At 70.9% G+C, this 12,090-nt stretch carries 9 protein-coding genes; 3 read left to right on the forward strand and 6 right to left on the reverse strand.

The genetic code is table 11. The features are described 5' to 3' along the window. Positions 1-71: 71 nt before the first annotated feature. On the reverse strand, positions 72-563 hold the full coding sequence (locus tag ABZV94_RS25795; protein WP_356344175.1) for a sortase: 492 nt from the start codon (positions 561-563) through the stop codon (positions 72-74). A gap of 745 nt (positions 564-1,308) precedes the next feature. Further along, entirely contained in the window at positions 1,309-2,214 is a 906-nt protein-coding gene (locus ABZV94_RS25800) for an NAD-dependent protein deacetylase (protein WP_356344177.1), read from the reverse strand. A 216-nt stretch (positions 2,215-2,430) separates the two neighbouring features. On the opposite strand from ABZV94_RS25800, the gene ABZV94_RS25805 reads away from it, so the two are divergent. From ABZV94_RS25805 to ABZV94_RS25815, 3 genes are all read left to right on the forward strand, one after another. Next, positions 2,431-2,892 (forward strand): pyridoxamine 5'-phosphate oxidase family protein, encoded by a 462-nt coding sequence (locus ABZV94_RS25805; protein WP_356344179.1) that lies wholly within the window; start codon positions 2,431-2,433, stop codon positions 2,890-2,892. Positions 2,893-3,161: 269 nt separating this feature from the next. Further along, the gene (locus tag ABZV94_RS25810; protein ID WP_356344181.1) at positions 3,162-4,469 is read left to right on the forward strand and encodes a DUF1254 domain-containing protein; all 1,308 of its coding nucleotides are present in this window, start codon (positions 3,162-3,164) and stop codon (positions 4,467-4,469) included. Positions 4,470-4,562: 93 nt separating this feature from the next. After that, positions 4,563-4,910 (forward strand): DUF202 domain-containing protein, encoded by a 348-nt coding sequence (locus tag ABZV94_RS25815; protein WP_356344183.1) that lies wholly within the window; start codon positions 4,563-4,565, stop codon positions 4,908-4,910. Between the two features lie 105 nt (positions 4,911-5,015). On the opposite strand, the gene ABZV94_RS25820 is transcribed toward ABZV94_RS25815, so the two are convergent. The 4 genes from ABZV94_RS25820 to ABZV94_RS25835 all read right to left on the reverse strand — a co-directional run bounded on the left by ABZV94_RS25820 (position 5,016) and on the right by ABZV94_RS25835 (position 11,771). Continuing rightward, positions 5,016-5,513 (reverse strand): peptidylprolyl isomerase, encoded by a 498-nt coding sequence (locus ABZV94_RS25820; protein ID WP_356344184.1) that lies wholly within the window; start codon positions 5,511-5,513, stop codon positions 5,016-5,018. A gap of 204 nt (positions 5,514-5,717) precedes the next feature. After that, positions 5,718-7,001, reverse strand: a complete 1,284-nt coding sequence (locus tag ABZV94_RS25825) for an SGNH/GDSL hydrolase family protein (protein WP_356344186.1) — start codon at positions 6,999-7,001, stop codon at positions 5,718-5,720. 305 nt (positions 7,002-7,306) lie between these two features. Beyond that, the gene (locus ABZV94_RS25830) at positions 7,307-9,724 is read right to left on the reverse strand and encodes a glycoside hydrolase N-terminal domain-containing protein (protein WP_356344188.1); all 2,418 of its coding nucleotides are present in this window, start codon (positions 9,722-9,724) and stop codon (positions 7,307-7,309) included. A 172-nt stretch (positions 9,725-9,896) separates the two neighbouring features. Next, entirely contained in the window at positions 9,897-11,771 is a 1,875-nt protein-coding gene (locus ABZV94_RS25835; protein WP_356344190.1) for a CBM35 domain-containing protein, read from the reverse strand. Between the last annotated feature and the right edge of the window lie 319 nt (positions 11,772-12,090).

The raw sequence follows: 12,090 nt of genomic DNA on the forward strand, positions 1-12,090 counted from the left end.
CTTCAGGGGGCGCCGGGGAGAGGATGGTGCGGGCCGCGCGCCGGGCGGGGCCGGCCGGCGGAGCGGGACCGTCAGGTCTGGTTCCCGTGCGGGCGACGGCACGCCCAGACCGTGCCCCCGGCGGCGGCCGCGACGAGCAGCCCACCGCCCAGGGCGAGACCCACACCCGTGTCCTCGGCCGGTCCGAAGCCCGCGCTGACCGAGCCGCTCGGAGGGCGTCCGACGACCCGGTACGTCTCCGTCACCCTGGTCAGCGGCGGACACTTCACGGTGATCGTGTCGCTGCCCGGCCGGGTTCCTTCCGGAATCTCGAACTGGCCGGTGAGCACTCCCTCCTGCTCGCCTGCGAAGAGGTGGAACTCTCCTCCCACTTCCGACCAGCCCTTGCCGTAGTCCGCATCGGCGTCGCAGGCCCTCGTACTGACCGTCACCGTGGACCCCGGCTGGGCGTTCCAGGGCTCGATACGGAGATCCGAGTCATCAGCTGCGGCAGCGGCCGGGATCTGCATCCCGAGAGCACCGAGAACCAGGCCGATACCCGCACCCATGTGTCTGTAACGCATGCGCATCCTCCAACGGAACGTGTCCGGCCTGCTGCGCGGCACATCGCGTGTGTTCCGCTCACGAGGCAACCGACAGTCCGTCAGTTCCGCAACCCGACGATCCGCCCGACATGTCACCCGGTCAGACGCCCCTCGCGTTCTGTCTTGATCGCTTGCGCAGGTCACCGACACGAAGATCATCCGGACTCATCACCCACCGTCCGGTCCCCCTAACGGTGACAGGCCGACCTGGCGGTGCGGTGGCGGCCGGTACGCAGTCGCCCGAGCCCGACGGGACTGACCCCGCACCGGACGCCGATGCCGGCGCTGGCGTGACCGACCTGCCGGCCGGGCCGCGTCAGTCGGCTGCGGGGGGGGGCGCGGTGAGGCGCCGGTACAGCTCCCAGCTCGCGCGTTGTGCCCTGGACGCCGTTGTTCCGCCCGTGGACGCGTCGGCGCGAAGCGACCCGGCTGCCGGCGTGGTTCTGGAAGGTGCGCGTCAGCGCGTCACAGGCGGCCGGTGCACCGGACGCACGCCACCGTGCTCGCGCCGAACAGTCCGTGGAACCGTTCGACCGTGGGAGCCAGGGCGCCCTGGCCCTCCTCGGCGTCACCGCGGCCGACGACGCCACCGAACCGGGGCGAAGGACCGCATGACCGGCCGTTCACCCGGGCAGCGCGCCGCGCCACCGCCGACATGCCGAGGCCGTTGCCGATCGAGGCGCCGTGGCCCGACGACCCGCCCCCTCCGGTGGAGCCGCCGGCTTCAGGTGCGGGGCGGGGCCTCGACGCCGACGGGGATGCCCAGCCGGCCGGCCACGGTGGTGAGGGCTCTTCCCAGCGGGAGCGCGACCCGGGTGAGGGCGTGCCGGTCGCCGCGGGTCTGGTCCCGGTTGATGATGAGCACCGGCTTCCCGGCCTCGGCCGCCTGGCGGACGAACCTCAGCCCGGACATCACCGTCAGCGATGAACCGAGGACCAGCAGTGAGGCCGCCTCACGGACCAGCTCGCGGCAGTGCTCGACCCGCTGCGGGGGAACCGCCTCGCCGAAGAACACGACGTCCGGCTTGAGGACGCCACCGCAGATCACGCAGGGCAGCACCCGGAAGTCCCCGACCTGCTCATCCGTGAGGTCGGCGTCGCCGTCCGGGTTGATGCCCGCCGCCACCGGATCGAAGCCCGGATTGGCCGCCTCCAGCCGCCGGGCGAGTTCGCTGCGCGGGCTGAAGGCGCCGCACCCGAGGCAGACGACCCGGTCCAGGCTCCCGTGGAGCTCCACGACGTCCTCACTGCCGGCGGCCTGGTGCAGGCCGTCCACGTTCTGCGTGATCACGCCGGAAAGCAGGCCGTGCCGCCCGAAGGCGGCCACCGCCCGGTGCCCGGCATTGGGGCGGGCGCGGCCGAAGGTGCGCCACCCGAGGTGGCTGCGCGCCCAGTACCGGCGCCGGGCCTGGGCGCTGGCGGTGAACTCCTGGTAGGTCATCGGGGTGTGCCGGCTCAGACTGCCGCCCTCACCCCGGTAATCGGGGATGCCCGACTCCGTGGAGATGCCCGCACCACTGAGCACCAGCACACCGCCGGCGCTCAGCGCATCGGCGACCGGCCCCGGATCCGTGGTGCCGGGCGGCAGGTCCTCGGTAGGGGTCCAACTCAGAGTGGGGCGCATACGCATGCCGCAAGAGTACGAAACAGGCTGCCGCGGGGGAGTCCCAGCCGTGGCGGGGCCGGGAGCAGGCACGCAGGTGCCTCCCAAGAGCTGGTCAGGACACCTCGGTGGACCTCCGGTCACGAGCAGGCCGCCGTCACCGGCTGAGGGCCCCATCCGTCGCCAGGAGTAGGTCCTGCGGCTCAGGCGCGCCGCGTGCCCGCATGGCTAGGGTCGGGCCTCATGGAGACCACGGGAATCGTTCGCCGCGGGACGGCGGAGCGCAAGCGCGACGTTCTTCAGCGGCTCGTCACCGAGCGGGACGCATGGGTGTCGACGGCTCACCCCGATCACGGGCCCCACCAGGTGCCGCTGTGGTTCCTGTGGGACGGACGCGCGGTGTGGATGTGCACCAGCGCCACTTCCGTGACGGCACGCAACGTCCGCGAAGAGCCCCGCGTGCGCCTGGCGCTGCCGGACACCTTCGACGTGGTCCTCCTCCAGGGCGAGGCGGAGTGCTTCTCGGACCAGGAGGTGCCCGCGGGCGCGGCGGAGGCGTTCGACGGCAAGTTCGGGTGGGACCCACGCGCGGAAGAGGGCGCCTTTCTGTATATACGCGTGCTCCCCAGAACTGTGCGCGCTTGGCGCGGCGAGCCGGAACTGCGCGGGAGGGTCGTCATGCGCGACGGGACCTGGCTGGAATGACGGCCGTGCGTCGCCGGCACCGCCCCTGAGCGCACGGTGAACGGGTGAAACGGCGTCGGCCCGTCGCCATGCCGCCGGGTGCCGGCGTGCCGCTCGGGGAGAAAGCCGGACGTGCGTGAGCCCGTACGCTCCCCTCCGCGTCGAAGGCGCCGTCGTTAGCCCGCTGCTCGCCGACCGCCGCCTCGCGTCGCCGTCGACGGGAGACCGTGCCAGCCTGGGGGAGGGGCGCACCTCCTTCGCCCCTCGAGGACAAGGGGCAGGAGCAGCGTATGCCGAAGCTGGCCGATGACCTGCGGACTCTGAGCCGAGAGGCCTACATCTACCTGTATCCGCTGGTGACGATGGACGTCACGCGCGAACAGTGCGTGAGCCTGCCGGCGGGCCTCAAGCCCGGGCTCGGGCCGCCCAACCAGTTCCACCACATCCGTGAGTTCCCGGCCGCGGACTTCCGCCTCGTGGTGCGTCCGAACTTCGACACCCTGTACTCGGCGGCCTGGCTGGACCTGACCCAGGGACCGGTCGACGTATCCGTGCAGGACACCGGGGACAGGTACTTCCTGCTGCCCATGCTCGACATGTGGACGGACGTGTTCGCGTCGCCGGGCAAACGCACGACTGGTACCGGCACGCAGCGCTACACCCTCGTGGCGCCCGGTGAACAGGTCGGAGATCCCCAGGGCGCCACGATCATCCAGGCGCCGACGCCCTACGTATGGGTCATCGGCCGCACGCAGACCAACGGTCCCGACGACTACAAGTTCGTCAACGACATCCAGGACGGCTACACGATCACCGCGCGCACCCCGGTGCCCGGCCAGGCCGAGGAGTACGCCGAACCCGCGATCGGGGAACCGCTCTCCTTCGTCAACGGGCTCAGCGCCGTCGACTTCTTCCGCCGCGGTGCCGCGTTGCTGCGCTTGCACCCGCCGCACGCCACGGACTTCTCCGTGCTGGCCCGCATCGCCGGTCTCGGTCTCGTACCCGGCCGCTCCTTCCCGGACAGCGAGTTCACCCCGGAGCAACTCGGGGAGATCCAGGCAGGCGTCGACGACGCCCAGCAGCAGATGCTCGCCGCCCGCACCTCGCTGGGACGGCAGGTCAACGGATGGGAGGTCGTCACCGAGAGCATCGGGGTCTACGGCGACAACTACTTCCAGCGTGCCGTCGTCAGCATGGTCGGGCTGGGCGCCAACCAGCCCGAAGACGCCGTGTACCCGGTTCTCGGCGTCGACGCCGACGGAGAACCGCTGGTGGGCGAGCGCGACTACGTGCTGCACTTCGACGCCGGCGCGATGCCACCGGTGTCCGCGTTCTGGTCGGTCACCATGTACGACGCGGCCGGCTTCCAGGCACCCAACGAGCTGAACCGCTTCGCCCTCGGCGACCGCGATCCGCTGAGCCTCAACGGCGACGGCTCCCTGGACATCCTCATCAGCCACGCCCATCCCGGCCCCGAGCACGAAGCCAACTGGCTTCCCGCACCCACGGGCCCGCTGGGCGTCACCCTGCGCCTGTACGCGCCCCGCCCGGAGGTCCTGAGCGGGCAATGGGTACCACCCGCTGTGCGCCGGGCCTGACGCACCGCCGAGCGCTCCGGCCGGTGTGCCCGGGCCCGCGGAGGTCAGCGACGCGGCAGCAGCGGTGCACGGGCACCGGCCACGGAGGGGCAGATGAGTGAAGACGTCCCCAAGGGGGCGACCCCCAACACCGGCAGTCGCGCCCGTGATCACCTGGCCAACGAGCGGACGTACCTCGCCTGGTTGCGCACGGGCATCAGCATGGCCGCTCTGGGCGTCGCCGTGGCGAAGTTCGCGCCGCACCGCGGCATCCACGCCGTTGCCGCCGGGGCGATCATGCTTCTCGCCGGCCTTCTCATCAGTGGATACGGCACGATCCGCTACCGCTCGGTGGGCCGTCAGCTCGACCTCGGGCTCTACGCGCCGGCCCGGCTCGGCCTGATCACCGCCAGCACGGTCATCACCTTGATCGCCATCATCGCCGTGCTGGTCCTGATCTGAGGAGACGTGCATGCGGCAGTGCCCGACGCAGCCGGGATGGCGCGCCGGGGCTGCCGACGGACGCGTCGGGTGAAGCGTCGCCCGGCAGCCCCGGAGGCGGGAGGGTCAGAGCTGGCCGGACTCGGCGATGGTGATCTTCGCGGAGGTGCGGCCGCTGGAGGAGCCCAGAGCCTCGATCTTCTTGACGAGGTCCATGCTCTCGGTGTCGGCCACCTCGCCGAACACCACGTGCTTGCCGTCGAGCCAGTCGGTCACGATGGTCGTGATGAAGAACTGCGAGCCGTTGGTGTGCGGGCCGGCGTTGGCCATGGACAGCAGGCCCGGCCGGTCGTGCTTGAGGGTGAAGTTCTCGTCGGGGAACGTCTCGCCGTAGATGCTCCTGCCGCCGGTGCCGTTGCCCCGGGTGAAGTCACCGCCCTGGAGCATGAAGTTGGGGATGACACGGTGGAACGAGGAGCCCGCGTAGCCGAAGCCCTTCTCGCCGGTCGCCAGGGCGCGGAAGTTCTCCGCAGTCCGGGGAACGACGTCGTCGAACAGGTTGAAGAGGATCCGCCCGGCGGGCTCGTCGTTGATGGTGATATCGAAGTAAACCTTGGTCGTCATGCCCCTATCCTGACACTCCGCCCGGTACTGGCGGCGCCGGGGCCGTCGTGAGCCGTGGATCACGTGGTGTCCGCCGAGCCGGATCGGGTCCTCGGACGCCGGTCGGCGGAGGGCCGGGGCCCGGGAACCGCCCGCGAACCGTGTGCGGCTCGCGGGCGTCGCCTCGGAGGCGGCCGGTATACCCACCGGGTGTACGCAAACGGGTCAGGCGCGCAGGAGCCGCAGGTCGATCGCGTCGGCCATCGCCCTCATCCCCTCGTCGTTGGGGTGGATGTGGTCGCCCGAGTCGTAGGCCGGGTTGAGCGCCGCCGGGTTCGCGGGGTCGCGCATGGTGCGGTCGAAGTCGATGACGCCGTCGAAAGCGCCGCTGGTGCGGATCCACTGGTTGACGCTCTGGCGGATCCGCTCGGCGTCGGGCGTGTAGTACCCGTTTCCCTCGTCGGGCATCAGGGTCGCGCCGATGATGCCCACGTGGGCGGCGTGCGCCTCGTCGATCAGGGTGCGGTAGCCGTCGATCAGGTCCTGAGCGGTCAGGGGCCGGCCGTCGGGGCCCGCGTTGTTGCCGATGTCGTTGATGCCTTCGAAGAGGATGACGTCCTTGACGCCCGGCTGGCCGAGGGCGTCGTGGGAGAAGCGCTTCAGAGCGCTGACCCCCTGCCACAGGTTCGGGACGTCGGTGAGCACGCGGTTGCCGCCGATGCCGGCGTCGACGACGCTCAGCTTCTGCGGGCCCGGCCCGGAGCCCAGGCGGCGTCCGAGAAAGTCGGGCCACCGGGTGTAGGTCCCGGTCGAGGAGTGGTAGCCGTCCGTGATGGAGTCGCCGAAGGCGACGACGGTGCCCCTCGCGGTCGGTGACACGACGTCCATGCCCGCCAGGTAGTACCAGGAGGTCGTGGTGGTGCCGAACGCGGCGGCGCTGTCGTCACCGGCATGGTTGCCGGAGGCTATGTACGTGGTGTCGAACGCGTCGGAGTGCCAGGTCGACGCTCCCGTCGCGCCGGGGACGTAGAGGCTGACGAGCAGGTTCTCTCCGGCGCTGACCGAGATCGGGACGACGTCGCTGACCGCCTCCTCGCCGGCGGGGACCGTGACGTGGCGCGAGCCGCCGAAGGTGACGTTCCGAGTGGTGCCGCGCGTCGCCTCGCCGCCGCTCGCCTGGACGGCCATGTCCGCGGTGGTGACATCGAGCGGCGTGGCGCTGTACCGGTTCGACAGGGTGATGCGTACGCCCGAGCCCGCGACGCTGCTGTGCACCACCATCCGGATGGTCTGGTTGTCGAAGGCCGGGCCGCCGGTCGTCATGCTCGGTGACCAGGCGCTGACCCTGGTGCCCTTGGCCTGCGACGACGCTGTGGCGGCGCTTGCCCCGTGCGCGGTGCTCAGCGGAACGACCGTGAGCATCATCCCGGTCAGCGCGCCGAACACGGACAGCAGGGATCTGCGGCGCCGTCGGCGATCCGCCGCCGTGCCTTGCCTTTCGGGGGACATCGTTGTTCTCTCCACTCTCCGCGTCGCCCGCGGCGGACCGGAGCCGGGGGAGTCCGGCCCGGTCCGCCTGCGCGGGGGACGGGGGGACTGCGGACGCGGGACGGTCCGCGGACGACGGGTCATCGGGGGCCCGGGCCGGTCGTGTGCGCTGCACCGACCCCGGCCCGGGTGAAGCGTGTGCCGTGCCGAACGGATCCCGGCCCGGGTGAAGCGTGTGCCGTGCCGAACGGATCCCGGCCCGGGTGAAGCGTGTGCCGTGCCGAACCGATCCCGGCTCGGCGGATCGTGTGGGCCGAACCGCGCCCTCAGCCGAGGTTCTTCACCGTGACGGACTCACCGGGCTTGAGACTGATCCTCCGTGAAGCGCCGCCCGCGAACACGGTCGTGTCACGGCCGCCGACGCTCTTCAAGGTCACCTGGGTGACCTTGCCGTTCTTCCACTTGAGGTCGGCGACGAAGCCGCCGCGCACGCCGACTCCCGACACCGAGCCGGACGCCGCCCACGCGGCGGGCAGCGCGGGCAGCAACTCGACGTGGCCCGGCCGCGAGTAGACCAGCATCTCGATGATCGCGGAGGGAGTGCCGAAGTTGGCGTCGATCTGGAAGATGCCGCGCCCCTGACCCATGTCCATGATGTCGAAGAGGTTCGGCGCGGTCCCGTTGCTGCCGCCCGCCGACGGCTTCAGGTTGTTGACGACGAGCCGGTAGGCCTTCTCCGCGTTCTTCAGCCGCGCCCAGCACAGGCTGCGCCACGCGTTGGCCCAGCCGTAGCTGTTCATGCCGCGCGCGGTCAGCAGGGCGGTCGCGCCCGCCAGGATGTCCTTCGGGGTGGACGCGTCGGGGCGGATGCGGTCGCCCGGGAAGAGACCGACGAGCGGGGACAGGTGCCGGTGCGTGGTCTCACCCAGGTCGTCGGGCGACATCCACTCCTCCAGCCAGCCGGTCTTGGGGCTGACCACGGGCAGGTACAGGCGCTGACGGAGGCCGTCGACGGTCTCACCGTAGGAAGTGTCCCTGCCGAGCACCCCGGTCGCGGTGCGGTAGTTACTGAAGAGGTTCCACACCAGTTCCTGGGCGTAGGTGATGCCCTTGGCGTCCAGCGGGCCCTGCTCGGGGGACCAGTCGCTGTCGGCGATGAGGACCTCGCGTGAGGACCCGGAGGCGTCGGTGACGGTCGTGGTGATGAGGCGGGCCTCCCAGAACTCCACGGCGCCCTTGAGGAGCGGGTAGATCCGTTCCAGGTAGGCGCGGTCCTGGGTGTACTCGTAGTGTTCGAACAGGCTCTGGCAGAGCCATGCGTTGCCGGCCGGGTGCCACCACCAGCCCCCTCCGCCGTAGGGGTTGGTCGAGATGGCCACGGTCCAGCCGGCGATCCTGCCGCTGGAGTTGCGGTACCTGTTGTCCGGGCTGTTGAAGAGCCGCCGGGTGAGGTCCGTCCACGAGGGCAACTGTGCGAGGCAGTAGTCCGCGAACGCGTCGAAGCAGTCCGACAGTCCGGCGCGATCGGCCATCCAGTAGTTCATCTGGACGTTGATGTCGGTGTGGTAGTCGCCCATCCAGTCCGGGTCGTTGCCGTCCAGCCACGGGCCCTGAAGACCCATCGGCAGGACGCCCCTCGACCCGGAGATCATCAGGTAGCGCCCGAACTGCAGGTAGGCGGCCTCCAGTTCGGGGTCCGGGACGTCGTCCCGGTAGCGGGCCTGTATCCGCTGCCAGGTGTCCAGCGCGCGCTGTGCGCTGGACGACGTTCCGAGGTCGATGGCCAGTTGCTCGAACACCGGGCGGAAGTCGGCGACGTGGGTGTGCAGCAGGGTGCTCGCGGAGTGGCCGGCCGCGTCCCGGACCTTGGTGCGGGCCAGGCGTTCCGGGTCGAGGGCCGGGTCGCGGAACCCGGCGGCCGCGTCGGGGGCGTAGTTCGTGCCGCCGCTGATCACGACGGTGAGGTCCTTGCAGCCGCGGAACGAGATCGACGTACCGCTCACGGAGACCGTACCGGTGCTGCTGGTCGCCGTGACGGCGGCGCCGTACTTCAGGCCGTTGGCGAGGGAGGCCCCGAAGGAGGCGTAGCGCCCGGTGCCGTCCGCGGTGGTGTGCTCACCGTGGGTGCCGGCCAGGGTGACGGTGCCGGTGTAGGTGCCGCCGCCCAGCTGGGAGAAGTACACGACGATGACGTCGTCGGGGTGGCTGGCGAAGATCTGCCGCTGGTAGGTGACGCCGGAGAGGTCGTAGGAGGCGCTGACGAGGCCCTGGGCCAGGTCCAGGGTGCGGCGGTAGTTGTCGACGGAGCCCAGGTCGTGGCCGGGGAGGTCGACGGTGAGCTCGGCCAGCAGGGTCAGGGAGCCGAAGTCGTCCCGCCCGTAGGGGAACTGGCCGTCGCTCTGCAGGGTGTCGTTGACGCCGCCGGTCCACAGGGTCGCGTCGGTGATCATCAGCAGTTCGCTGGACGGGTCGTTGCTCACGAGCGCTCCGAGGCGCCCGTTCCCGACCGGCAGGCCCTGCCGGATCATCGAGGTGGGGGAGCCTGGAGCCCGCCACCACAGTTGGTTCCTCGCGGCGGCGGTGGGGGACAGCAGCGGCGAGGTGGCGGGGCGGGAAGGGGCCGCCGACGCGGTGAAGGCGGGCAGACCGCCGAGTGCGGCGGCTGCGCCGGCGGTGGCGGCCAGGGAGAGGAAGCCTCTACGGCTGGGGCGGTTGTCGCGCGATGCGGTGTGCTGGGTGTCCACGTGGTGCACTCCATGTCCGGGGAACGGCGCATGCGGGAAGCGGCGGATGCGGGATGCGAGGGATGAGCCTGGCGGCGGATGCGGGGCCGTCGGGCGTTGTGCGGGCGGGTGAGCCGAAGGGGGCCGGGCCCGGCAGGTGAGCAGGCGGCGGTGCCGGGCCCGGCGGGTGCGGTCAGGCGGACCTGGGGACGTCGATCCTGTCGATGTCGGGGGAGTAGTCCCAGCCGCTGTCGAAGGTGATGGTGTTGGACCCCGCCTTCAGGGCCAGCTGGACGCTGACGGTGGCGGTGGTCCCCCAGTCGCCCGTGGAGGGGAACTTCAGACGGGTGCCGTTGCCGCTGTTGGAGTAGACGGTCACCGACCGGGGATCGCCGCTGACGTAGGCGACGTTGACGGTGTAGATGCCGTCCTTCTTCACCGTGATGTCGTTGAACTGGAGCCTGCTGTCGAGGTACAGGTTGCCGATCTTCTTGCCGCCGGAGCAGGCGTCGCACGAGGCGACGGAGGCGTTCCCGGTCAGGGTGTTGTTCGAGGACTCGGCCTCGTACCGGGTGGTCGCCAGCAGGCTGCCGCCCGGCTTGACGGTGAACAGCCGTGAGCCGTGCGCGGGCAGCGTCGCGGTGATCCTGTTCTTGTACGTCCCGAGGTTCTGGTGCTTCCACAGGTCGCGTACGGAGGCCGCGCCGGTGAAGCCGAACGAGGCCCAGTCGGCGGTGACGGAGGCCGAGGAGTCGCCGAGGTTGAACAGGGCGACGGTGTAGCTGCCGTCGTGGTTCCTCGTCCCCCAGACCTGCTGGTCCCCCATCGGCGTGACGGGGCGTGCGACCGGCGAGTCGTTCTGGTCGACGGCGATGACCTCCTGGTTGGTCAGCAGGGAGAGGCCGTAGTCGTCCAGCCTGGTGAGGTCGTCACCGGTGAACAGGGGCGACTTGTTGATGGCCCACAGGGTCATGTAGCTCTGCCGCTCGGCAGGGGTGAGACCGTCCATCTCCCCGTTGCCGACGTCGATCGCGTCGAGGTCGTTCCAGCCGCCGGGGCCTGCCTTGCCGCTCCACGCGGGCGCGTCGTTCCATCGGTCGTCGACCGAGTTCTCCCACGTGACCAGGGTCTTGCAGTAGCACTCCACGTCGGTGTCGATGCGCCAGCCGTTGGAGTACTTCTTCCAGTCGGCGGCGTGGCCGATGTCGAGCGACCAGGACAGTTCCAGATGCATCGGGCGCCCGGTCTCACCGATGGCCTTGTGCCAGGCGGCGACGTCCGGGACGTTGTCGTAGTTGTCACCGGACTTGAACGAGCCGGGACCCACGCCGTCGAGCTTCAGGAAGTCGTAGCCCCAGTCCGCGAGCATCTGGGCTTGCGAGTCGATGTACTTCTGCGCGCAGGGGTTGTCGAAGTCCAGCTTGTAGGCGCTGTCCCAGCCGTTGGTGGTGCGCAGGTCGGGGTAGACCACGTCCGCGGTGGTACAGCCGGGGGCGTTCAGGATCGGCACCTTGCCCTCGCCGTACGCCCCCTTCTCCAGGCCGACGGGCAGGTAGATGCCGGCCTTGAGGCCCTTGGCGTGGATGTGGTCGGCGACGGACTTCATGCCGTGCGGGAAGCGGACCGGGTCGGGGGTCTGCCGGCCGTACTGGTCGAACTCGGACGTCCAGTTCTGGTCCATCCACCAGCCGGCGTCGATGTTGACGTACTCGTAGCCGTACTTCTTCAGCGTGCCGGCCAGGGCGTCCGCCTGCTTCAGTACGTTGGCCTCGGTGAGGTAGCTGTAGCTGCCGTTCGGATTCAGCCCCGGATACTGGGAGGACTGCATGCTCCAGCTGGACCAGCCCATGTAGGGCTTGGCCGCGAGGCCGGCGGCCGCGTCGGACGTGGCCGAGTCGGAACCGGTGGCCGCGGGCGTGGACCGCGCGGTGGCGGCCACGGCCTGATCGACGGCCGGGACCGCTGTGGCGAGTCCGGCCGTGACGGCCAGCACCAGCGTCGCTCTGAGGGCACGGCGCGGGAAGCCGGGGTGGCTTCCGCGCAGGGCTGCGGACAGGGATGACCGCATGGGTCGCCTCCTGGGGGTGGGGTGAGCGGGATCGTGCGGTGGCACCCGGTGGGGCACGGGCCCGGTACCGGGCAGGACGCCGGGGGAGACGGCCGAGTGGCCGGCCGCCGGGATGTCGGGTCCGGCGGCTCGGCCGCTGCCGCCCGAGCCGATGGGGAGCCCGCTGGTGCGCTCCCGCCGCAGCGTGGAGTGCACCAGGAGCAGGGGATCGCGGTCGTGGGAGCACCGCCGCGATGAACGTGCGGAGGGGGGGCACCGCCTCCGGGTCGGGCCCCGGGTCGCCGACCGCGCGAGCGGGCGGGGCCGGGCCCCGGAACAG

The sequence above is a fragment of the Streptomyces sp. NPDC004658 genome, from assembly GCF_040609555.1.
Classification (GTDB): Bacteria; Actinomycetota; Actinomycetes; order Streptomycetales; family Streptomycetaceae; genus Streptomyces.

What these genes read in the sequence shown, in the direction of transcription:
- ABZV94_RS25835 (WP_356344190.1), bottom strand. Translation starts at nt 11,771, where the DNA reads ATGCGGTCATCCCTGTCCGCAGCCCTGCGCGGAAGCCACCCCGGCTTC.
- ABZV94_RS25795 (WP_356344175.1), bottom strand. Translation starts at nt 563, where the DNA reads ATGCGTTACAGACACATGGGTGCGGGTATCGGCCTGGTTCTCGGTGCT.
- ABZV94_RS25820 (WP_356344184.1), bottom strand. Translation starts at nt 5,513, where the DNA reads ATGACGACCAAGGTTTACTTCGATATCACCATCAACGACGAGCCCGCC.
- ABZV94_RS25815 (WP_356344183.1), top strand. Translation starts at nt 4,563, where the DNA reads ATGAGTGAAGACGTCCCCAAGGGGGCGACCCCCAACACCGGCAGTCGC.
- ABZV94_RS25825 (WP_356344186.1), bottom strand. Translation starts at nt 7,001, where the DNA reads ATGTCCCCCGAAAGGCAAGGCACGGCGGCGGATCGCCGACGGCGCCGC.
- ABZV94_RS25810 (WP_356344181.1), top strand. Translation starts at nt 3,162, where the DNA reads ATGCCGAAGCTGGCCGATGACCTGCGGACTCTGAGCCGAGAGGCCTAC.
- ABZV94_RS25805 (WP_356344179.1), top strand. Translation starts at nt 2,431, where the DNA reads ATGGAGACCACGGGAATCGTTCGCCGCGGGACGGCGGAGCGCAAGCGC.
- ABZV94_RS25800 (WP_356344177.1), bottom strand. Translation starts at nt 2,214, where the DNA reads ATGCGTATGCGCCCCACTCTGAGTTGGACCCCTACCGAGGACCTGCCG.